Here is a 22,455-nt window from a genome sequence, read left to right as displayed (position 1 = left end):
TTTCAGAAATGCCTATGGGGCAGGGTCTAAGTACGCAAACTCCTGTAGATCAAGCACCTGGTTCAGAAATGCCCATGGAGCAAGGTCCAAATACGCAGTTTCCTGTGGAGTAGTTGTTAGAAATATCTACGGAGCTGATGCGGCATGTATCAGCTTCGTAGAAGAAATTTGTAGGATATAAAGCAGGAGATAAGTACAAGATATCAGTGGAATGAGTATCATTATTTTGAATATACTTTTAATTTAAAAGAGAAAGTCCGTGGGGTATTTAGCCAATCTTTAATTTTTGAGACAAATAGCTATTTGTAGAATATACAAAAAGTGATGTTTGTAAAATTTACTACAAAGAAAGAGAATGTGCGAAACAAATTTTTATATTGTGTGAGATAAAAAAGCTACGAAGCAGTAATATTTTTAGATTTAAAGAATTTATATTAAAGATAGCATTAAAATTATTTGTAATAATAATATGCAATTGAAATCAAAAATTTAGAGAATAATCAGAAAATTTAATGAAAACCGTTGCAATGACAGTTATAGGTGCTGGTTCTTTTGGTACTGCATTAGCGATAGCTCTTGCCCGTAATGGTCATAATGTTTTACTTTGGGGATATAGTCCTCAACATATCAAAGAATTACAGGAACAACGTTGTAATCAAGTATATTTACCCGATGTTCGATTTCCTGAAAATTTATTACTTGAAGCTTCCCTTGAAACTGCAATAACGGCAAGTCACAATATATTAATCGCTGTTCCAAGCCATGTATTTCATCAAGTTTTGTATAATATTCAGCCTTATTTAGATCAGCATTCACGCGTTATTTGGGCTACAAAAGGTTTAGAACATGGTACTGGACGTTTCTTACAAGAGGTTGCTCGTGAGATTTTAGGTGAAAAAATTCCTTTAGCTGTTTTTTCTGGACCAACTTTTGCTCAAGAACTAGCTATTGGTTGGCCTACTGCAATGACGATAGCAGCTTCTGATGTTGAGTTTGGTAAAGAATTGCAGCAACTTTTTCATTGTGACAAAAGTTTTAGAGTTTATAAAAGTTCAGATATGATTGGTGTTCAATTAGGGGGGGCAGTCAAAAATGTTATTGCTATTGGTGCAGGAATATCAGATGGCATAGGTTTTGGGGCAAATGCACGAATAGCTCTTATCACACGAGGACTAGCTGAAATCAGTCGTTTAGGGGAGGCTATGGGTGCTGAGCTTTCCACATTTATGGGAATGACAGGCTTAGGTGATCTGGTTTTGACATGTACTGATAATCAGTCGCGTAATCGCCGTTTTGGAATACTTCTTGGTAAAGGAATAGATATAAAAGAAGCAGAAAAACAAATTGGTCAGGTTGTGGAAGGATACTTAAATACCAAGGAAGTATATACGTTGGCGCAGCGTATTGGGGTAGAAATGCCCATTGTAGAACAAATTTATCAAATTCTCTATTGTGGTAAAAATATAACTGAAGCGGCAAACACATTACTAAGCCGCGCTCTCAAGGACGAAATTCAATGATATCCTGTTTTTTAATAATTCCAATCGTAAAAAATAGAAACATGCTATGATAGACATATAAAATAGATTTTATTGATGGTTGTATAAGGCAGTCATATTCCAGAAAATTATAGATTCATATCATTCGATTCTTTATGAAACATGGCTGAAATATAAAAGTTTTGGCTTTTGTCTAAGAGCTATCTCTTTGAAGATAAATTGTCGTTTCCACTTATACGTGTTTATGTAATGTAATGAACAAGATATTTTTATTGTCTCTTAAATTCATCTCACAATGATATTTGCAAACAGAATAATACAAGACTCATTAGGTAGAAGCATCTTATTTATGTAACGTATAAGCTAAGAATATCGGGGCAGGGATATTGTGAATCTCTGTTTTTGTAATTCTTTAAAACAAGAAGACAATCTAATTTGGGAAGAAGATGAAATTTTAAAGCTGAAAATCTGTTCCCATTTCTACAATCATTTTTAAATTCAGTTTTACGCTATCTAAAGCAATATCTTTTAAATAATGGAGATTATCTCACACCTTTATTTTTCTCATTTTCTAATGAAAGCATTTTTCTGATGTGTCAGGTAAAATAGAACGTCCAAAAAAACACGATTGCTGTTATATATTCACGTGCTTGTTTTAAAGAGACCTCTCTTAAAAATCCTAAGTCCAATTTGCGACGGTGACTGTGAATAGTGTAACCGATAAAGCTATTGTGCACATCCCCATCTTTATGTTTATGAAGGAGGAAGACGAGCATCATTACACCCCCAAATGTTGTGAGACAGCTCTTGGCACTTGAAGCTGTTCAGTAGAGATATTTAAGCCTTTTATTTTCTCACATGTCAATTCTGTTTTTTATATGCAAGAAATGATTTTTGGAATTATAACTTTGAAAGTCTAAGATTGAAAAAATGTTATTGTACCTGTTTGTGGCTGTCATTTAAACTGAAAAATAATGTGATTATAAAGATAAAAAATTGATTTATATAAATAATTCATTTTATTTTTGTATTGAGTTAATTAAAAATATATGTTTGCTTGTCACAAGCGGGTTAGTATGTGGATAAAAATTATTAAAGATACTTCTAATGAATCATCTCAAGTGTCAAGGGTTGTTTCAATATTAGAACATGGCAAGTAAAATGACGGTGTCGGTTTGTCATCTGTATAAACATTAAAATGGTGGTAAAAAAAGGATTTTATGTACTTCACAAGGATTTTTTATATGTTCTACAGGTACCATTGTGAAATGGAATGGCGTGCATTGAGAGATATCTTTAAAAAATGCATGAAGGAGAAACAGCTATAGTGTTTTTGGGTGTTCTATTTTACCTGACACATCAGAGCAATGCTTTCATTAAAGAACAATAGTAAGATTAATGATTGATTTCTTTACGCCTTCATATTCATCCTAAATTAGATTGTATTTGCGTTTCAAGAATAAATCAAACGGTAGGAATATTTTTTTCAATTTGCTACACAAAAGCTGAAACTAAGGGTTTTAATAATTCTCTAATCTCTGTTTCAAACTGCGGTGGCATGAGGGTTGGATATTGATTTATAAGCAATGGCAAAAGCGTATGCTTTAGTAAGGTAAATAACGTCATAAAATACACACTTTATCAACCATGGATTGAAGAAATATTCCGGCTTTTATAAAATATTTTGCGAAACAAGGCATCGTACATCTGGTTTTGTATTGACTTATTCTTACAAACATTTGCACATATTCCTTACGTCATATTATTATAAGTCAATACACTATTATATAGCTGAGAAAGTACTCAATACCCGATTAAAGCACTATGTACATGATTGATTTTCTTTTTTAGTGCAATGAAATAAATTTTATTCTTCTTGGGAATCGTCACTTTTTTTCAGTTCTTCAAGTATTGGCATAGACATGATGTTATAGCCTGAATCAACATAATGGATTTCACCTGTAACACCTGATGATAAGTCAGAGAGTAGATAAAGAGCAGATTTTCCAATTTCATGAATATCTACGGTACGCCGTAATGGGGCATTACGGCGTTGATGTGAAAATATTGCCCGTGCAGCTGCAATACCATTACCTGCTAAAGTTCTAACAGGACCAGCGGAAATCGCATTGACACGAATATTTTGAGGACCAAAGTCCGCTGCTAAATAACGTACCATAGCTTCTAAAGCTGCTTTAGCAACACCCATGATGTTATAATTAGGCACAACTTGCTGTGAAGCACCATAGGTAAGAGTTAAAAGTGTTCCTCCATTGGGCATAAGCTTACCCGCGCGCTGGGCAATTTCAGTAAAGGAATAAGCTGAAATAACCATCGTGCGTTGAAAGTTTTCACGTGTTGTAACATCAACGTAACGCCCTTTTAGCTGAGTTTTATCTGAAAAACCAATGGCATGGACAATAAAATCAATTGTTTTCCATTCTTTTTCAAGTTGCTCAAAGACGTAATCAATATTTTCACTTTTTTCAACGTCACACTCTAGCACTAATTTGCAGCCAAGTTTATCTGCTAGGGGATGAACACGTTTTCCAAAAGCATTTCCTTGATAAGTCAACGCTAATTCCGCTCCTGCTTGTGCGAGCTGACAGGCAATGCCCCAAGCAATTGAATGGTCATTCGCAATTCCCATAATAAGGCCGCGTTTGCCCTCCATCAAACCTTTCATATTATTCTCCGTAAGACCGTACTTTTTTCAATTACTAAGAGCTTTTGTTTATACATAACGTTGGAAAACAAGCGTTGCATTGGTACCGCCAAAGCCAAAAGTATTCGACAATACGGTATTCAGTTGTTGATGATCACGTCGTTCACGAACGATTGGCATATCAGCAAAAGCTGGATCAAGTTCTTCAATATGGGCACTTTCACAAATAAAATTATGATTCATCATTAACAATGTATAGATTGCTTCGTGAACACCTGCTGCTCCCAAGGAATGTCCTGTTAGAGACTTGGTAGCGGAAATGGGGGGGCATTGATCACCTGCTCCAAAGACACGACGGATAGCTTCTATCTCAGGAGGATCACCAACAGGAGTTGCTGTCGCATGGGGATTGATATAATCAATTTTATTATCGACTGTTGCAAGGGCCATGCGCATGCATCGTTCTGCTCCCTCTCCTGATGGGGCAACCATATCATGTCCATCGGATGTCGCACCGTATCCAACGATTTCTCCGTAGATTTTTGCACCACGTGCTTTAGCAAGTTCTAAATCTTCAAGGACTAAAACGCCAGCACCTCCAGCAATGACAAAACCATCACGATTAACATCATAAGCACGTGAAGCTTTGTGAGGAATGTCATTATATCTGCTGGACATAGCGCCCATGGCATCGAATAAAACAGATAGTGTCCAATCCAAATCTTCGCAGCCACCGGCAAAGATGCGCTTCTGTTTACCATATTGTATCATTTCGTAAGCATTACCAATACAATGATTGGAGGTAGCACAAGCTGAAGAGATTGAATAATTGATCCCCTTTATTTTAAAGAAAGTTGCTAATGTTGCAGATGCTGTGGAACTCATCGCTTTAGGGACAACAAAAGGTCCAACACGTTTTGGACCTTTTTGGCGTGTAATGTCAGCAGCTTCTACGATTGAATGTGTTGAAGCACCTCCAGAACCCATAATAATACCCGTGTGTTCGTTCGATACTTCATGCGGTTCTAGACCCGCATCAGCAATTGCTTGATCCATGGCGATGTGATTCCATGCTGTTCCACGCCCATGAAAACGTAGAGCACGTCGATCTACGAGTTCTTCTATATTAATATCGGGCTTGCCATAAACTCTGCTACGAAAGCCTAATTCAGCATATTGAGGTGCGTAAGAAATTCCGGATTTTGCTTCACGTAAACTGGTTAAAACAGCTCCAGGATTATTTCCAATTGCGGAGACAATTCCCATTCCGGTTACAACAACTCGACGCATTCATACCTCCTCGTTCCATACAGAATAGTGAAAAGTTCTTTCTGACGGAAATAACGTTCAATCTTCTTTGAATAAAGCAACGCGTAAATCGTTCGCCTTATAAATAGTCTCTCCATCTGCTTTTAGCCACCCATCAGCTATTCCTAAGACTAAATTTCCACGTCGAATACGCTTAAAATCTATTTCATATTCAAGAATTTTGGTTTGTGGAGTTACCATCCCTGATAACTTTACTTCACCTGTTGATATTGCTCTTCCTTTGCCTGGTTCGCCTAGCCAACCAAGAAAAAAACCTGTTAATTGCCACATACCATCCAGTCCGAGACATCCTGGCATGACGGGATCGCCTATAAAGTGACAATTAAAGAACCACATGTCTGGTGTAATGTCAAATTCGGCGCGAACCATTCCTTTATCGTATTTACCATCAGTTTCACTAATTTGAGTGATTCGATGAATCATTAACATTGGCGGTGCTGGCAATTGCGCATTACCTCTACCAAACATTTCGCCGCGAGCGCAGCTTAGAAGCTCTTCATATGTGTAGCGAGACTTTTGTTCAGCCATTGTTACTCCATTTATTTGCATATATCTTTATTTCTGCGCTTTTCCCAACCTACTTTTAGAGCAAATTTTAAAGAGAGGGAAATGATTTTATATCATTTTTAATGACAAAAGCCTTTTTTTATGTATTCTACATAGGTAATTATTTAAAAATGGAATACAAGATTACACCATACTATTCCCATTTTTTTGTATTTTGATCTTATTTAGCAGGAATATATTTGGGTTTGTAATTATGTCAGTGAGTGCAGACAATTTAGATATGAATGAAGAGCAGCAGTTCACAAAAGAGTGTGGAAAAATTGTGCAATATTATTCCATTTCTATGTTAGAAAAACATTTGCGTCAAAATGGTCTGCGTCCAACACGTCAGCGGTTGGAACTTGCACATATGATTTTTTCTCAAGGAAATCGTCATATTACTGCTGAAGAGCTCTATGAGGAAGCGGTGAGGGCAGGTGTACCTGTATCTTTAGCAACGGTTTATAATACGCTTCATCAATTTACGGAAGCGGGATTATTACGGATTATTGCCGTAGAAGGCTCAAAAACTTGGTTTGATACCAATACCTCTGATCACTACCATTTTTATATAGAAGGCGAAAATCGTATTCTTGATATTCCTTATAATTTGGAAGAAGCTCCCATTATTAGAAATTTGCCTAAGCCACCAGAAGGTATGGAAATTTCACATGTTGATTTAATCGTGCGATTGAAACCAAAAAATCAATCTTGTGATAGGCAGTGAGGATATTCAATGAGGAATAAAAATTAAACTTGTTGAGTTTGAGTATTCACCAACCTTTTACTTTTTCATCAGGATAGATTCCCCATAACTGGGGTTGCTGAAGCCATCCGCGCGTATTATTAATGTTTAGTTCGCACCATTGTCCATCACATTGGCGGATGTTACCAATGACGTTAGGTTCTACTTCCGCCACAAGTTCTGCGTTGTCGGTGGGGTTTTTTCGTAGCATCAGCCTTTTTGTTTTATCTTTTTGCCATGGAATAGTTATAGCAGTTCGCTTTCCCGATAAAAGCGATTGATACACCCATCCCTCATCGCCTTCTGCATCACGAATTTTGCGCCATTGATCATATTCTTGAATGATTTCAATAGGTAAGCCCTTCTTTTTGTAGGTGAAAATGATTGAATAGTTGCTTCCTGGTCCGACGCGTACATTAACGCTGGTGGGTTTAATCGAAGCAAATCGCGGAAGTGGTAAACCACTGGGCCCTAAATTTTGATTAAATGTTTGTGCATGCAACAAATGAGATGAACCCAATACAATGACTATTGCTATTAAGATACATGATATGAGTATTGAAACGCGAAACCAACGAGAATTTTGCACACCGAACTCCTTTATTTCGTCATATATTGGAAATTTAAAATCTGAAAGATAAGACTGGAAACTGATAAAAAGTATGACACATTGCTCGTTAAAGAGATCTAAACGATGAAAAAATTGCTACAAAAATATCAAAATAAGGAAAACAAAAGGTTTGTATTTCTTAGTGCTTATCTTGTTTATGAGGGGGTAGATATAAATAAACATTAGATTTTTATGTAGCTGTAAGCGTGATAAAACAGTAAAGTATATTGGAGCCATAGGCAGTTTTTGTACAGGAAATTAGGGCTAAAGTATTGCATCTCTTTTTTGAGTTTGTTTCTCAAAGTAAAAGTGCATGTATGCATACTATGAACAAAGAGCTGTTCAGAAAGGGATTATTGTGTGGCTTGAAAAGAAGTTTTGAATGAACAAAATAATACGATAAATAAAACATTTAAGCGTAAAAATATGAGCAACATTATAGAGTAGATTGATATATGAAGGGCTAATTTTAACAGGACACTTTTTCGTGATAATTCATTTATAAAATTTTCTACACTCTAATCTTATGCCATGATAATGCTTATCCGTATGGTAGATAAGCTGGCTCCATCGTTCTATTTACCAGCTTTCAATGTTATGCAGTTCCTATTATTTATAGTGTTTATAAGAAGCATTTTTGTTTTGTAATCAGACCTAGGATGATCGAAAGATGTAGAATATTTAATGACAAAAAAGAAGTTCATCATGAAATTTGTACATAAGAAGCAGTGATGTAAGAGATATCCAGAAGGAGAAAATTATAGCGAAAAGTGATAATAAAACACCCCGCACTCAATTTACATAGGAAAAAGTCGCTTAAATATCTCAAGTGTAGTTTGTTATCTATTTTTAAAATATAAGAGTGAAATAAAAACCACCTCTATGATAGAAACCTTATTATTTTCAAATAACTAACATATTAGATAACATTGTACATAAAAACCTACACAAGCAATTCATCGCAATTGCCTATGAAGATAAAATTTTCTAGTAGCTTACTATCTATTGCTTATGCAATTATATAATAGCATAAAGCACATTACTTTACCGCAACAGTCCGTCCGTTACTAACAAAACCTTCTCTTTGTGCACGCTTACGAGCAAGCTTACGTGTACGACGAATAGCCTCAGCTTTTTCACGAGCACGCTTCTCAGATGGCTTCTCATAATAACTACGCATTTTCATTTCACGGAAGATACCTTCACGCTGCATCTTTTTTTTCAACGCGCGGAGCGCTTGATCAACATTATTATCACGAACGAGTACTTGCACTATTTATCCTGCTTTTTTCAGTGTCACAAATAATAGGAAAACCTACGTCCTTTTAAAGGCATATCCAAAAGGACAGAAACTTATATCATATAAATAAGACATTTGTCTATATCGCTTTTAAAAATTCTATTTTTTTTGTAATAAAATGCTTTTTATAATGAATGATAGATTTCATGATTATAAACTTATGAAAGTCCTTGTATTTGATCATTTTCGTCAAGATGAATTTTTTCCGCCGTGGGATAATGGGGTAGTCCCGGCATGGTCATAACATCTCCACAAATGACAACAATAAAGCCGGCTCCCGCACAGAGACGAACTTCTCGTATGGGAATTTCAAAATCAACAGGAGCTCCGTATTGCTTGGGATCAGAAGAAAAAGAATAAGGTGTTTTGGCCATACAAATAGGGTAGACGCCAAAACCTTCTTTTTCCCAAGTTTCAAGTTGTTTGAGAATAGGGGCTGAGATGATGGCGCCACGTCCACCGTATAGCTTTGTTATAATACAATTAATTTTTTGAACGAGTGGAATATCATCTTGATAGAGAACTTTAAAATCAGAATCGTGCTTTTCAATCAAGGTAACGAGTTCTTGTGCAAGTTCTATAGCGCCTTTTCCACCTTGTTCCCAATGCTTACAGATAATAGCTTTGTGTCCAGTTGTTGCAACTGTTTTTTGTAATGTTTTTATTTCAGCATCGCTATCGCTGTCAAAATGATTGATAGCCACAACACAAGGAATACCGTAGTGCTTCATATTTTTTATGTGTCGTAAAAGATTGGCAGCTCCTTTTTCTAAAGCGGTGATATTTTCTTCTGTCAGGTTATTTTTATCCAGACCACCATTCATTTTTAATGCACGAATAGTTGCGACGATCACTGTAGCATTTGGTACAATACCTGCTTGCCTACATTTGATATTGAAGAACTTTTCTGCTCCAAGATCTGCTCCAAACCCTGCTTCTGTGACAATATAATCAGCAAGTTTTAAAGCAGTTTTTGTTGCTATAACTGAATTGCAACCATGAGCAATGTTGGCAAAAGGTCCTCCATGAACGAGAACAGGATTATTTTCAATTGTCTGTACGAGATTGGGTTGTATAGCATCTTTGAGAAGAACTGCCATTGCACCTTCCGCATTGAGATCAGCAACGGTGATGGGCGTTTTATCATAACGATAAGCAACAATAATTTTTTTGAGTCTTTGTGTAAGGTTTTCTAAATTTTCAGAGAGACAAAGAAGCGCCATAATTTCTGATGCAACAGTAATATCAAAACCTGTTTGACGTGGAAAACCATTTGTTATGCCCCCCAATGAAATGACAATATCGCGCAATACACGGTCATTCATATCAAGAACGCGTTTCCAAACAATGCGACGTGGATCAATGTTTAGAGTATTTCCCCAATAAAGATGATTATCTATCATTGCGGCAAGAAGATTATGAGCAGATGTAATAGCATGAAAATCACCGGTAAAATGTAAATTAAGGTCATCCATTGGAATGACTTGCGCATAACCACCACCAGCAGCACCACCTTTTACACCAAAACAGGGACCTAAAGATGGTTCTCTCAAGGTAGCTATTGTTTTTTTACCAATAAGATTAAGAGCATCACTTAGTCCAACTGTTGTTGTTGTTTTGCCTTCTCCGGCAGGTGTGGGATTGATAGCTGTGACAAGGATAAGTTTACCATCTGGATTTTTATTAAGCGATTTTATGTATTCAGAAGAAATTTTAGCTTTATCATGACCATAGGGAATGAGATTTTCATGTGAAATACCAATTTTTTGTGCAATTTCAATAATATGTTGCTTTTTAGCAGTGCGAGCAATTTCAATATCAGTTTTAGGCATGGAAAAATTCTTTAAATTCAGCTTTTATTAATGTTTGAGATCTGTACTCCATGGATTAATTAGAAAAATTCATAGAGAACAGAAAAATATTAAGATATCATAGAAATCGATGATATGCCATGCAAGAGATAATGCTAAAGAAGCACAAGAAGAGTTTTATTGTTTTTTAGGAAAAAGAATCTTTTTGCTTTTAAGCAGTAAAAATACGTTTAATTCAATTAAAAATATTGCGAAAAGAAGCTTTGGTTTGCAACAAATGCTGATGACATTAATGGATACCATAAGTGTTTCATAGTAGTACGTTTGAGAAGTAGTTTATTTATTCTTTCCAACAACACACTGAAAAAGTTTCACATGGTGGTAAACCGGAATTTATGGCGACACATCTGAAGTCCCTCTTAAGATGGGACTGCTAGGAATAAAATATCCAGAAACATCCAGTTATGGAACAATTAGAAATAAGCACGTAAAAAATTACCTAACTGAGTAGAGAGTATAATCCGGAAGAGACCAAAAACAAGCGCATAGATTGAAAAAAGAAAACAACAACATACGCTACTCATGCAATCGCTACGATTATAAGCTAATAAAAGCAACTTAGAGCTGAATTGAAGGACTCATAACATCTTATTCTAGCAAAATGGCTAAAGAAACGACTCACAACAGAATGAAATAACAAAATACAAAGATAGGTAAAAATAAATCACAAAATAAAGAATTTAAAAAGTCTGACTTTATAAGTAAGATATTGATAGATGGCGCACCCGAAGAGATTCGAACTCCTGACCCCCAGATTCGTAGTCTGGTGCTCTATCCAGCTGAGCTACGGGTGCATACATTTCAATTTTTTACATTGTCTAAGACAAAGGGTTCCTAATCGTTTCATTAAAGAAATGCAAGTGAAACTTGAGTCGTCATAAAAAAAATCTCTCTTTTTTTATGATATATTTTAAAAAAGGATATAATATATTATGGCTTCAGTTGGTTTTGATATGAACATTTTTTTGTCATGACTATACAAAGCAATATGAACGATAGTTAACTTGACGTTTTAATCTATGAAAGATAGTCAAGCAGAGATGAGATGTGTTTTTTGCGGTGGGGGTAAGATATATACACCCGCTGTTGGGTTTTTGTGTAAAACGCCGATATTACTGTTGAAAACTATTTCAGATGAACATGACACAGCAAGGGCGGATGTATGGCGTTATTAAAAAAGAGCTTTCCATTAGTGTTTTTAATCGTTGTTTTAACGGTTACTTATTGGGCTGGAAAAAAGAGTGCAGACCAACCCATTTCTATGGTGGATAAAACAAGAGTATCGGATAAAGCTTCAAATGAAAAAATGGGAAGGCCACCGGTAAATGTTGTCGTTGATCTTGTAAAAGTTCAAGATCTTTATGAACAACTTAACGTTCTTGGGAGTGGAAAAGCTCTTGCAGAAGTCGAGCTTACCCCTTTATCCTCAGGTGTTATTGATAAGCTTTTTGTATCAGCGGGTACAAAAGTACAAGCTGATGATGTGATTGCAAAGCTTGATTCTAAAAAAGAAGAAATAGCGGCTGCAAAAGCAAAAGTGCAACGTGATAACAATGCGTTGACGCTTTCGCGTATTCTTAAATTACGCGCCAGCAATACAGCAACGGAAGTTCAAGAAATTATGGCTCGCTTAGAGTTGGATAACGCAAATTTAGTTTTGCGTAATGCTGAATTAGATCTCGATCGGCGAACAATTCGAGCACCGATTCCTGGAGTTGTTGGTATTTTGCCCGTTGATGCGGGGAATAACGTGACCCTTAATACTGTAATAGGCCGTATTGAGAATAGAGAACGTATTTTGGTCGATATATGGGCCCCTGAACGATATGTGTCGCGCATCCATAAAGGAGATGAGGTAACGGCAACGTTAATCGCGCAGCCAGATAGATCTTTTGTTGGTCATATTTATGCGATTGATAATATCGTTGATCCAGAAAGTCGCACACTTCATGTTCAGGTTGAAATCAATAATGAAAAAGATACGCTCATGTCTGGTATGTCCTTTTCTGTTTCCTTGCAGTTTCATGGTGGTTCTTTTCCTGTCGTTAATCCTCTTGCAGTTCAATGGAATAGTAAAGGGTCATTCGTTTGGCGTGTGAGAGAAGGAAAAGTAGAGTCTATTCCCGTAACAATTATTCAGCATAAAGCCGATCATGTTTTCGTGAAAGCTCCCCTAGAAAATGGTGATCAAGTTGTCATTCAAGGGGTGCAAATGCTTTATCCAAGAAGTAAAGTAACTATTGATGATCCAAAGTCTCATCAACAGCAATTATCAGTAGGTTATGGAACGGATATACAATGAGCCAAGAATTGAGCACAAAACAGCCTATGTCAAAGGTGGAGCAAGGTGGTCTCATTACCTTATTTATTCGCAGACCGGTTTTTACTCTTGTTTTGAATGCTATGATCATTATTGCAGGATTTGCAGCATGGTTAAATGTTGATGTAAGAGAATTACCCGATGTTGATACTCCTGTAACAACGATTGTGACGATGTTTTCTGGTGCATCGGCAGAAACAATTGATCGTGAAGTTACAAAAGTTATAGAAGATGCTGTTTCTCGTGTTTCAGGTGTTAAGACGATTTCTTCAACGTCTTCTTTTGGACGCTCCCGTGTGAAGATTAACTTTAATGTCGGTGTTGATTTGAATGTTGCAGCATCTGATATTCGTGATGCTCTCTCTCGTGTTACCTATTCTTTACCGAAAGATGCGGATTCGCCTTTGATTATTAAAGCAGATTCGAATGCTGCTGCCATGATGTATTTGGTTGTGACGTCACCAACAATGAGTGTTGATGATTTAACCACGATTGTAAACGATCAGATTGTTGATGCTATTTCTGCTGTTGATGGTGTTGGTGATGTACAGGTCGATAGTGCTCGCACAAAGATTTTTCAGATTGATATAGATCAAGCAAAACTTGCAAGTTATGGATTAACTGTAGCAGATATTTCACGTGTTCTTGCTGATATGACAACAGATGTGCCAGTAGGGTCATTACGCAATTCTAAGCAAACTTTAGTTGTACGTGCTACTGCACGTTTAACAACACCAGAATCTTTTGAACAAGTTGTTTTAAAGCCTCATGTGCATCTTGGTGATGTTGCGCATGTTACTTTATCGCCGGATATAGAAACAGTTATTCTTCGTATCAATGGAAAGACAGGTATTGGATTAGGTATCGTGCGTAAAGCACAATCCAACACTCTTAATATTTCTGAAGGTGTGAGAGCCGTTGTTGATAATCTCAAAAGTATTGTTCCTTCTTCTGTAAATATAGACGTTATTAATGACGATGCAATTTTTATTAAAAGCGCTCTTCATGAGGTTGAAGTTGCGTTGGTCATTGCTATTTTGAGCGTTATCTTGGTCATTTTTCTTTTTCTCAGAGACATTCGTGTAACGCTGATACCTGCTTTATCTCTTCCTGTCGCTTTGATTGGTACCATTGCGGCTATTTATCTTGTAGGGTTTTCATTGAATATTCTCACATTTTTAGGACTTGTTTTAGCAACAGGGCTTGTTGTGGATGATGCCATTGTTGTTCTTGAGAATATTGTTCGGTGGCGCAATATGGGATTAGGTTCCAGAGCAGCAGCGGTGATAGGAACACGTGAAGTGTTTTTTGCTGTTTTAGCAACAACATTGACATTAGTGGCTGTGTTTGTTCCTATTTCCTTTCTTCCTGGGCAAGTTGGAGGTCTTTTTAGAGAATTTGGTTTTGTTTTGGCAATTTCTATTTTGCTTTCTTCAGTTGTTGCCTTAACGCTTTGTCCAATGTTGGCTTCGCGTTTTCTCAAAGAACATATTGAGGAGAAAGAGGAAAAGTCCCATCATTTTGCTTTTTTATATAAATTAGGTACTTTTTTTCATAAGGCATATACTTACAGTTTGCATAAGTGTTTAGAAAAGCCTTGGGCTGTTGTTTTTGCTTCACTTATTTTTGCGGGTCTTTGTGTTGGAGGCTATACGAAGCTACAACAGGAATTAACGCCAGCAGAAGACAGAGCTGTGATCTTTTTGGTTATTAATGGACCACAAGGTATTTCAACACAATATTTGAACGAGCAAATAGAGCAAATTGAAGCAAGTCTACAGCCATTACGTGATGCAGGGGAGATTGCTAACAGTTACTCTATTGCGGGTGCTGGCGGTTCACCCAATACTGCTTTTTTGATTTTATTGCTTTCATCTTGGGATAAACGTTTACGGAGTCAGCAAGAAATCGTGAAAGATATTAATGCAAAGGTTAAACAGTTTCCCGCAGTTTTTGTGTTTGCTGCGCAGGGAAATTCTCTAGGTGTGAGCGGAACTGGGCAAGGGTTGCAATTTGCAATTCTTGGCAATGATTATGCAATATTACAACCCATTGCTGATAAGCTGGTAAGTGCTTTACAAGATGATCCGCGTTTTATTCGCCCACGCCTTACTGTTGATGCAACACAACCGCAATTTTTTATTGAAATCAATCGAAAAAAAGCCTCCGATTTAGGGATTGATATCACCAATTTGGGCGATACATTACAAACAATGTTGGATGGTAAAAAGATTGGTTCCATTAACGTGGATGATCATTCTTACGATGTTAAATTGATATCGCGTACAAATTCTATGAAGAGTCCTAGCGATTTAGAAAATATTTTTTTAAAAACCAAAGACAATCGATATGTTCCTTTATCGGTTATTGCGCGTTTACATGAAAAAGCTATTGCTCCTCAATTAAAACGGGAAAAACGCATGAGTGCTGTTATTTTAAGCGCAAATCTTACTCCAGATATCGCTTTAGGGGAAGCTTACCAAACTGTACAGAAAATTGCTTCTCCTTTGTTATCAAAAGGAACCTATTTGGTTCCCTTAGGGGAAGCCGAAACGCTTAATGAAACATCTTCCAATTTTATGATTGTTTTTGGCATTGCCTTTTTGATTATTTTATTGATTTTGGCTGCTCAGTTTGAAAGCTTTATTTCAGGATTCATTATTATGGCCACTGTCCCATTAGGGATTGGTTGTGCTGTAATTGCTATGCTATTAAGTGGTGTAAGTCTTAATATTTACAGCCAAATTGGATTAATTTTGTTAATTGGTGTTATGGCAAAAAATGGTATTCTCATTGTTGAATTTGCAGATCAATTACGCGATCAGGGAAGAAGCGTGCGTGAAGCCGTAGAAGAAGCAGCAAACATTCGCCTTCGTCCAGTTTGTATGACAATGATTTGTGCCATTTTAGGAGGTATTCCTTTGGTTTTGGCCAAAGGTGCTGGCGCAGAAGCTCGTATAGCCTTAGGTTGGGTTATCGTTGGTGGCTTAGGTTTAGCAACTATTTTTACGCTTTATGTCACACCGGTTGTTTATCTTTTTTTAGGGCGTTTTATAAGACCAAAAGCAGAAGAAGATTTACGTTTAACAAAAGAACTCAATCAAGTTAAATGATGTATATAATAGAAAAGATTTGAAAGTTTATTCTTGTAAAAATATCATTTTCGGATCTTATCCTTTTATTTTGTATATTCCTTCATTTTTATGTGAGCAGTGAAAATAGCGAGCAATAAAGGAGGTGTTTTCTGCTTTGTTATTGTTTGGGCATAGATTTCATTATCAATAACCGTATAGGATAAGCTTATGGGAGATAGCTTTTCGATTCGAAATGAAATGGCTTTTGAAGCCACATTAAAAGCTTTAAGAAACCATGCCGCAAAGGATGGGGTCTATGATATTCGTCGGCATTTTGTAGAAGATGAACAGCGTTTTTCCCATTTTTCCCTCAGACTTGATGATCTTCTTTTCGATTTTTCAAAATGTGGTGTGACATTTAAAACATTGCAACTTCTAGATGATTTAGCGGTCGCAGCAGATGTGTTAGGCCGGCGTGATGCAATGTTTTCTGGTAAGGCGATTAATACAACTGAAAAACGCTCAGTTCTTCATATTGCATTACGTTTACCTGCTGATGAAATTTTCATGTTGGATGGTCATAATCTTATTCGCGATATTCAAGACGTCCTTGAAGATATGGAAAGATTTTCTGAAAAGGTGCGTGATGGAAGCTATAAGGGAAGCAGTGGCGAGAGAATAAGTGATATTGTCAATATTGGTATTGGTGGTTCTGATCTTGGTCCTGCAATGGTCACATATGCTTTAAAACCTTATCATGATGGTCCACAGTGTCATTTTGTTTCGAATGCTGACAGTGCCCATATTTCTGATACTCTCTCTATTTTGAATCCAGCAACAACGCTGTTTGTCATTGCTTCTAAAACTTTTACAACGGCTGAAACAATGGTCAATGCTCAAGTTGCACGTCAGTGGATTTGTTCACATTTAGGAGAAGAAGCCGTTTGTACGCATTTTGTTGCTGTTTCAAGTGCGCTTGATAAAGTGGCAGAATTTGGCATAGATTCCACAAGAGTTTTTAAATTTTGGAATTGGGTTGGAGGACGTTATTCAATTTGGTCAGCCATTGGACTTGTTGTTATGTTTGCGATAGGTGGTGGAAATTTTCGCCAATTTCTCAATGGTGCTTTGCAAATGGATCAACATTTTAAAACTATGCCTTTGCATAAAAATATTCCTATTCGTTTTGCTCTTTTAGGATTCTGGCATCGTGTTATTTGTGGTTATTCATCACGTTCGATCATTCCTTATGCACAGCGTTTAATACATTTTCCAGCTTATTTACAACAGCTTGATATGGAATCAAATGGTAAACAAGTCTCGCTGGATGGAAAACCATTAAGTTTTTCAAGTGGTCCAATTGTTTGGGGGGATTCAGGAACAAATAGTCAACATGCTTTTTTTCAGCTTCTGCATCAAGGAACAGATATTATTCCTGTAGAATTTATTTTATTTATAAAAGGGCATGAGAAAAAATTACATTCTATGTATGAGATGTTGCTAGCAAACGGTTTAGCACAATCAAAAGCCTTGATGAAGGGGCGTAGTCTTGAAGATGCTCGGCATATCTTGATAAAAAATGGAGTTGATGAGGGTGAAGCAGACCATTTAGCACGTCATAGAAGTTTTAAAGGAAACCGTCCCAGCATTACGCTGGTTCAAGATTCATTAACACCTTTTGCACTCGGTCGTCTTATTGCGCTTTATGAACATCGCACTTTTGTTGAAGGGATTTTAATGAATATTAATTCATTTGATCAATGGGGTGTTGAACTTGGTAAAGAATTAGCAAACGAGTTACTACCAATTCTTCGTGGAGAAAGTAAAGCGGATAATCGTGATAGTTCAACATTAGGGTTGCTAGCACATATTCAAGCAAGACGTGCAAAATAATATAATTTTACAGTAGGTTTTGTACTAACTAAGCAAAAGTAGAATGAGAGAGAAATATGAGATAATTCTTTAATTTTACTATGCCTTCTCTTATTATCTGGATTAGATTTATGTAACAGAAAATCAAAAAAGTGCAAAAATTGTAAAAATGAGAATTTATTCGCAAAAACGATAAAGACCTTTGAGAGGTTGTAGTTTGACACTAGGTTTTATACTAAGTGGGAAAAGGTGGGATTAGGTAGGAATACGTGATAATTTATTGTTTTTATGTATAAAATTTAGCATTAAATGCGCGTTTTGTCAAAATAGATTTTGACACCTAAAATTGTAAAAAAGAGCTAAAAAGAGCGAAAATCAGAAAAAAGTGCGTTTTCATGGTAAAAATGAGAGAAGGCTTTGAAAGGTCTTTGAAAACCCTGTGAAAAATTTTAAAAAGTCTGTGAAAGCCCAGAAAACCGCCTTTGAAGACCCTGTGAAAAAAATTCGGTAAATTGTGAAGCTCACTCCAAAATCAGCCCAAAATAACCAAAAAAGCAAAAAAGATTTCCATATATAAGTGGAAATCTCTAAAAATTGAGTAAAAAGTATTTTTTATCAATAATTTATATAAATTTTTTAATGTAAAAAGATTTCCACTTTCATTTTTCATTTTAGAGAGGCATTAAGCTGTATCTTATGTAGTTTCTGGATGTGCATTTTCAGCCTCTATTTGACGCTTTAAATGCAATTTTAGAAGAGGTAAAATAAGCTCGACTTCTTCCGTGTCGTTGATATCTTGAACAAGCTCTTGCAGTTTTCCATAAAGTTCTGCCGCGAGTTCCGCTATATCTTCAGGGGGGATCTTTATATTTGCATCGCGATGGGTTGTATAAGCTATGCGACCAAGCTTTTTCATGAGTCCAGTGGGAATAGTGGGTGCTTTAAAACCTGCTGCTTTCGCTTTTGCCATGTCTGTAAACATTTCGCCTTCACCCGTAACGAGCCAATGAGGATTAATGTTATAGGCCGTATAATAGGCGTTAATTGTTGAGCATGTTGGTTCGTGTGCTCCAATTTCATAATTGGCAAGGGTGCCACGTTGTAAATTAAGCCGTTGCGCAAAGATACTACGTTCTTCATTTCCGTAGATTCGTCTTATTTCACGTAGGCGTTTTGCCAATGGTGTTTTAGGTTCTTTTTTAGGGCGTGCCAAAAATGCTCCTTATTCATATTTAGGTTAGCTTAAATTACAGGATTTTAAAAAGAGATTCCCCATTCATCTTAGAGAGGCATTAAGCCGTATTTTGTGTAGTTTCTAGATGTACTCTTTCAGCTTCTATTTGACGCTTTAAATGCAATTTTAGAAGAGGTAAAATAAGCTCGTCTTCTTCCGTGTCGTTGATGTCTTGAACAAGCTCTTGCTGTTTTTTATAAAGTTCCGCCGCGAGTTCCGCTATATCTTCAGGGGGGAGTTTTATTTTAGCATCGCGATAGGTTGTATAAGCTATGCGACCAAGCTTTTTCATGAGTCCATCAGGGATAGTAGGCGCTAAATCTATAACTTTCGTTACTTCCATAAACATTTCGCCTTCACCTGTAATTAGCCAAGTTAAGTTGACATTTAATTGCTGTGATAAAGCAGTCAAAAATTCCACATTGGGAAAAGTGGTCCCTCTTTCAGCATGGTCATAAATTGCTTTTTTAATACCTAAACGGGTAGCTATCTGATCTCGATTAAGCTCTAAGCTTTCTCGTATCAAACGTAACCGCTTTGCCTGTTCTGTTTTGGGTTCAATTTCTTTTTTTGCCACAAATTACATAATAATGCAAATATTGCGTTGACTTAATGCATTTTTTGCATTATACCTCTAATTACCGCCCGATATAGAGGGCAGATATTTTACAATTAACCCCACAAAAAACGGATGTGGGAGCATCCGTTTGAAGCAGGAGCGAAGTTTATGACTATCACACAAGTTTGGGATCGCCATAGTATTTTAGCTGAGCTACGCCGCCGTAATATGACCTTGGCGGAGCTCGCGAAAGCATATCAACTCTCGTCATCCAGTGTTCAACACATTTGGACACGGTCTAACGAGAAAGCTGAACGTGCTATTGCCGATTTTATCGGTTTGCCCGTCGAGCAAGTGTTTAGTGACCGCTACCCCAAAAGTCGCCGTCGCATTTTTAAAGCAGCAAAACATGCCAATACAGATTCGCGTGCGCATTCTGCTTTGCGTGGGAATGCTGCTTGAATTTCGTTACACGGCTTTGCGTTTTTGCGCATTTGCCATGAATTTAAATACCATAAGATAAAAAGGTTTATCAATGTCTAAAGATCAGTACGAAATAGGCAAGATAAATTGCATAGAGTTGCATCATAGAACAGCCGTTTGCATGGGTTGGTTCTGGCGATTAGATGGTGGTCATATTGTTTTTATAGGGGGTGGTTATGGTTGCTGCTTGTAATTTATGGACCCCAGAAGCCAGAAGCGATATCGTTAATCCTTATTCAGAAGCTGAACGTTTGGAAGCTATGCTTGCCTGTTCTTTTAAGGCGGTGAGTAGTGGATTTAAACATTTGCCAATCCGGTATATTATTGACCCTCCGCACTGCTTATTTGATGCGGCGTTAGCACGACAGATTGTTATTCATATTTTGCATTATCAGTTTGAGGTGCCGCGGCGGCGTCTTGTTGCCATGCAAGAGCGTGAACGCACTGCTGTTGCTCGTTCTTTGCGTACCATTAACCGGCGTTTGGAAGAACCCGTTTTTGCGAAAGCTTATCGAAGATGGGCGGGGCGTGCGATGGATTTATTCTTTAAAGAGATCAGAAAGGCGGCGGCGTGATGGCACAGTTTCAAAAGCTTGCTCTTGATGTGATTGTGGTGCCGGAGCGTATACGCCCTGTGGATGATGAGCATGCCAAGGCGCTTGCGCAATCGATGGCGCGGGAGGGATTGATGAATCCGATTACGGTGCGCCATACCCCCAATGCTAAGGAAGGCAATTACACGCTGATTGCTGGTGCGCATCGGCTTCGTGCTGCTGAGCTTTTGGGCTATAGTGACATTGATGCGGTTGTGGTGCAGGCTGATAAGGACAATGCCGCGCTTTTAGAAGTGGCTGAAAACCTTTTTCGCAATGAATTGTCAGTGATTGATCGTGCGCTTTTTGTCCAGACTTACCGCGAATTGTGGGAAAAGAAGTATGGGGAGATTAAGATTGGTCGGAATAAAAAATCAAAGGTGCAACTTGCACCTTTGATCGACGGTGATGGGCATTTAGAGCAATTGGGTCAAGTTGACCCTATTGCTCAACCGAGCAATAGTGCAAACATTGCACAATTGCATGATGAAAAAAAATTCGGTCAAGTTGACCGAATTTCTCATACCGATGAAGATAGTGGCAAAGAGATCGCTTTCTGCTTTGCTAAACATGTGGCAGATCGCATTGGTTTATCTGAAGAGTCAGTGAGACGACTTAATCGTATTTCCAAGTATTTACAGCCAGAATTACGCTCTGTTTTGCGGGGGACGGCATTGGCGGATAATCAAGCGCAATTGTTGAAGCTTGCCAAGATGGAGCCGGTTGCGCAACGGCGGGTGGCGATTGCTTTGCAACAGGTTGATGGAGATTTACGGCGGGCTGTTGATTTGGTCAATGGGGTTAATACGCCACCGCAAATTAATGAACAAGAGCGGGTTTTTGCTCAGTTATTGGGTGTGTGGCAGAGAGCGGATGCACAGACACGGGCGCGGTTTTGCGCTTATCTTGCAAGAGAACGGGGGGAGGTGCTGTCATGAAGAGGCATGGTTGCGGGCAGCTTGATTTTTTCCAAAAGCCGGTTTTTCCTTGTCGTGAACCCGTTGCGCAGATTGATTTAGGGCGGTTTCGCTCACGCATTAAGCGTGCGATGGCGCGGGCTTTGAGAGAATGCCGGCATGAGCGCAGTGTGATTGCGGAGCGTATGGCGCATTATTTAGGGATTGGGTGTTTAAGTAAGGCGAGTTTGGATGCTTATGTTGCGGAAAGTAAGCAGGTGGATATTTCCCTGCCGCGTTTTAAGGCATTTGTGCGGGCGACAGAGGCATTTTGGCTTTGGGATGAGGTGGTGAGTGAAGATGGATTGTTGCTGTTGCAAGGGGATGAGGCGCGGTTAGCAGAAATTGCGCGGCTTTAGCAGGAACAGCGGGAGATTGCAGCGCAATTGAAAGCCATGCGCGCAACGCCGGTTCGCATTAAAAGGGGGCAGCCATGAAGGAATGGTTTACTATTGCCGAATTGGCTGAGGCAGCTTTGCCAGGGTTGCCGAAAAGTAAAGGTGGATTGCGTAAGATTTTGGCGACCACATGGCGTCATCAAAGTGGATTGACACGTAAAGTTAAAGGGGTTTCTCGACCTATTGTAGAAGTTCACATTTCCTTATTGCCGGAGGGGGCACGGGCGGCATTGTTGGTGCGGTTTGGTGGGGCTGTTGATGTGAAACAAACGCAAGGGGAGCAAAAGACAAGTATTTGGGTGCGTTATGAGGGGCTTTCCAAGGCGCATAAAAGGCGCTGTGAAGAGCGTTTGAAGGCACTTTGCTTTTGGGAAGATTTGCTCCATGCCGGTATGGGTGTG

General features: G+C 37.9%; 17 protein-coding genes, 1 tRNA gene and 1 pseudogene. 10 read left to right on the top strand and 9 right to left on the bottom strand.

The features are described from left to right. Positions 1-512 precede the first annotated feature (512 nt). On the top strand, positions 513-1,520 hold the full coding sequence (gene gpsA / locus ACFIMC_RS00500) for an NAD(P)H-dependent glycerol-3-phosphate dehydrogenase (protein WP_375612834.1): 1,008 nt from the start codon (positions 513-515) through the stop codon (positions 1,518-1,520). 1,846 nt (positions 1,521-3,366) lie between these two features. On the opposite strand, the gene fabI is transcribed toward gpsA, so the two are convergent. Genes fabI through fabA form a run of 3 tightly spaced genes read right to left on the bottom strand, consistent with a single transcriptional unit; the run spans position 3,367 to position 6,021 of the window. Beyond that, on the bottom strand, positions 3,367-4,185 hold the full coding sequence (fabI, locus tag ACFIMC_RS00495; protein WP_375610038.1) for an enoyl-ACP reductase FabI: 819 nt from the start codon (positions 4,183-4,185) through the stop codon (positions 3,367-3,369). A gap of 48 nt (positions 4,186-4,233) precedes the next feature. Then, a complete protein-coding gene (fabB, locus tag ACFIMC_RS00490) occupies positions 4,234-5,454 on the bottom strand; it encodes a beta-ketoacyl-ACP synthase I (protein ID WP_375628420.1) in 1,221 nt (406 codons plus the stop codon). A gap of 57 nt (positions 5,455-5,511) precedes the next feature. Then, positions 5,512-6,021, bottom strand: a complete 510-nt coding sequence (fabA, locus tag ACFIMC_RS00485; RefSeq protein ID WP_273722474.1) for a 3-hydroxyacyl-[acyl-carrier-protein] dehydratase FabA — start codon at positions 6,019-6,021, stop codon at positions 5,512-5,514. Between the two features lie 232 nt (positions 6,022-6,253). On the opposite strand from fabA, the gene irrA reads away from it, so the two are divergent. Next, a complete protein-coding gene (gene irrA / locus ACFIMC_RS00480) occupies positions 6,254-6,766 on the top strand; it encodes an iron response transcriptional regulator IrrA (RefSeq protein WP_375612837.1) in 513 nt (170 codons plus the stop codon). 46 nt (positions 6,767-6,812) lie between these two features. Here irrA and ACFIMC_RS00475 read toward each other — a convergent pair whose 3' ends face one another. The 4 genes from ACFIMC_RS00475 to ACFIMC_RS00460 all read right to left on the bottom strand — a co-directional run bounded on the left by ACFIMC_RS00475 (position 6,813) and on the right by ACFIMC_RS00460 (position 11,359). Further along, on the bottom strand, positions 6,813-7,373 hold the full coding sequence (locus tag ACFIMC_RS00475; protein WP_375612838.1) for an SH3 domain-containing protein: 561 nt from the start codon (positions 7,371-7,373) through the stop codon (positions 6,813-6,815). Positions 7,374-8,433: 1,060 nt separating this feature from the next. Next, on the bottom strand, positions 8,434-8,667 hold the full coding sequence (gene rpsU, locus ACFIMC_RS00470) for a 30S ribosomal protein S21 (protein WP_012754552.1): 234 nt from the start codon (positions 8,665-8,667) through the stop codon (positions 8,434-8,436). A 185-nt stretch (positions 8,668-8,852) separates the two neighbouring features. Beyond that, the gene (locus ACFIMC_RS00465; protein ID WP_375671740.1) at positions 8,853-10,526 is read right to left on the bottom strand and encodes a formate--tetrahydrofolate ligase; all 1,674 of its coding nucleotides are present in this window, start codon (positions 10,524-10,526) and stop codon (positions 8,853-8,855) included. A gap of 756 nt (positions 10,527-11,282) precedes the next feature. Further along, a tRNA-Arg gene (locus ACFIMC_RS00460) sits at positions 11,283-11,359 on the bottom strand. Positions 11,360-11,727: 368 nt separating this feature from the next. Here ACFIMC_RS00460 and ACFIMC_RS00455 point away from each other — a divergent pair. From ACFIMC_RS00455 to pgi, 3 genes are all read left to right on the top strand, one after another. Further along, positions 11,728-12,867, top strand: a complete 1,140-nt coding sequence (locus ACFIMC_RS00455) for an efflux RND transporter periplasmic adaptor subunit (protein ID WP_375680924.1) — start codon at positions 11,728-11,730, stop codon at positions 12,865-12,867. Next, on the top strand, positions 12,864-15,998 hold the full coding sequence (locus ACFIMC_RS00450; protein WP_375612840.1) for an efflux RND transporter permease subunit: 3,135 nt from the start codon (positions 12,864-12,866) through the stop codon (positions 15,996-15,998). The genes ACFIMC_RS00455 and ACFIMC_RS00450 overlap by 4 nt, the downstream gene beginning before the upstream one ends. 189 nt (positions 15,999-16,187) lie before the next feature. Next, positions 16,188-17,852 (top strand): glucose-6-phosphate isomerase, encoded by a 1,665-nt coding sequence (gene pgi / locus ACFIMC_RS00445; RefSeq protein ID WP_375612841.1) that lies wholly within the window; start codon positions 16,188-16,190, stop codon positions 17,850-17,852. Positions 17,853-18,525: 673 nt separating this feature from the next. Here the strand turns inward: pgi and ACFIMC_RS00440 are convergent. Beyond that, positions 18,526-19,044: a helix-turn-helix domain-containing protein gene (locus ACFIMC_RS00440; RefSeq protein WP_375680923.1), complete on the bottom strand. Its 519-nt coding sequence runs from the start codon at positions 19,042-19,044 to the stop codon at positions 18,526-18,528. A 79-nt stretch (positions 19,045-19,123) separates the two neighbouring features. Continuing rightward, positions 19,124-19,642, bottom strand: a complete 519-nt coding sequence (locus ACFIMC_RS00435) for a helix-turn-helix domain-containing protein (protein ID WP_375685615.1) — start codon at positions 19,640-19,642, stop codon at positions 19,124-19,126. A 150-nt stretch (positions 19,643-19,792) separates the two neighbouring features. On the opposite strand from ACFIMC_RS00435, the gene ACFIMC_RS00430 reads away from it, so the two are divergent. The 5 genes and pseudogenes from ACFIMC_RS00430 to ACFIMC_RS00410 form a co-directional block, all read left to right on the top strand. Beyond that, positions 19,793-20,086, top strand: a complete 294-nt coding sequence (locus tag ACFIMC_RS00430) for a helix-turn-helix transcriptional regulator (protein ID WP_183194530.1) — start codon at positions 19,793-19,795, stop codon at positions 20,084-20,086. A 197-nt stretch (positions 20,087-20,283) separates the two neighbouring features. After that, a complete protein-coding gene (locus tag ACFIMC_RS00425) occupies positions 20,284-20,682 on the top strand; it encodes a hypothetical protein (protein ID WP_375680922.1) in 399 nt (132 codons plus the stop codon). Further along, complete coding sequence (locus tag ACFIMC_RS00420; protein WP_375668583.1) at positions 20,682-21,638, top strand: ParB/RepB/Spo0J family partition protein; 957 nt, start codon at positions 20,682-20,684, stop codon at positions 21,636-21,638. Before ACFIMC_RS00425 ends, ACFIMC_RS00420 begins: the two co-directional genes overlap by 1 nt. Beyond that, positions 21,635-22,093 (top strand): annotated as a pseudogene (locus ACFIMC_RS00415) (hypothetical protein). The gene ACFIMC_RS00420 and the pseudogene ACFIMC_RS00415 overlap by 4 nt, the downstream one beginning before the upstream one ends. Continuing rightward, positions 22,090-22,455 (top strand): DNA-binding protein (locus tag ACFIMC_RS00410; protein ID WP_375680921.1); only part of this gene is annotated, 366 nt, incomplete at its 3' end. The pseudogene ACFIMC_RS00415 and the gene ACFIMC_RS00410, both read left to right, overlap by 4 nt.

This window comes from Bartonella sp. AP21QHHD (genome assembly GCF_042196205.1).
Taxonomy (GTDB): domain Bacteria; phylum Pseudomonadota; class Alphaproteobacteria; order Rhizobiales; family Rhizobiaceae; genus Bartonella.
This window is presented reverse-complemented; position numbering and strand designations above follow the sequence as displayed.

Bases quoted from the DNA above. Each gene is read 5' to 3' on its own strand.
- irrA (WP_375612837.1), top strand. From the start codon at position 6,254: ATGTCAGTGAGTGCAGACAATTTAGATATGAATGAAGAGCAGCAGTTC.
- pgi (WP_375612841.1), top strand. From the start codon at position 16,188: ATGGGAGATAGCTTTTCGATTCGAAATGAAATGGCTTTTGAAGCCACA.
- fabB (WP_375628420.1), bottom strand. From the start codon at position 5,454: ATGCGTCGAGTTGTTGTAACCGGAATGGGAATTGTCTCCGCAATTGGA.
- ACFIMC_RS00420 (WP_375668583.1), top strand. From the start codon at position 20,682: ATGGCACAGTTTCAAAAGCTTGCTCTTGATGTGATTGTGGTGCCGGAG.
- ACFIMC_RS00455 (WP_375680924.1), top strand. From the start codon at position 11,728: ATGGCGTTATTAAAAAAGAGCTTTCCATTAGTGTTTTTAATCGTTGTT.
- ACFIMC_RS00450 (WP_375612840.1), top strand. From the start codon at position 12,864: ATGAGCCAAGAATTGAGCACAAAACAGCCTATGTCAAAGGTGGAGCAA.
- fabI (WP_375610038.1), bottom strand. From the start codon at position 4,185: ATGAAAGGTTTGATGGAGGGCAAACGCGGCCTTATTATGGGAATTGCG.
- ACFIMC_RS00430 (WP_183194530.1), top strand. From the start codon at position 19,793: ATGACTATCACACAAGTTTGGGATCGCCATAGTATTTTAGCTGAGCTA.
- fabA (WP_273722474.1), bottom strand. From the start codon at position 6,021: ATGGCTGAACAAAAGTCTCGCTACACATATGAAGAGCTTCTAAGCTGC.
- ACFIMC_RS00465 (WP_375671740.1), bottom strand. From the start codon at position 10,526: ATGCCTAAAACTGATATTGAAATTGCTCGCACTGCTAAAAAGCAACAT.
- gpsA (WP_375612834.1), top strand. From the start codon at position 513: ATGAAAACCGTTGCAATGACAGTTATAGGTGCTGGTTCTTTTGGTACT.
- ACFIMC_RS00425 (WP_375680922.1), top strand. From the start codon at position 20,284: ATGGTTGCTGCTTGTAATTTATGGACCCCAGAAGCCAGAAGCGATATC.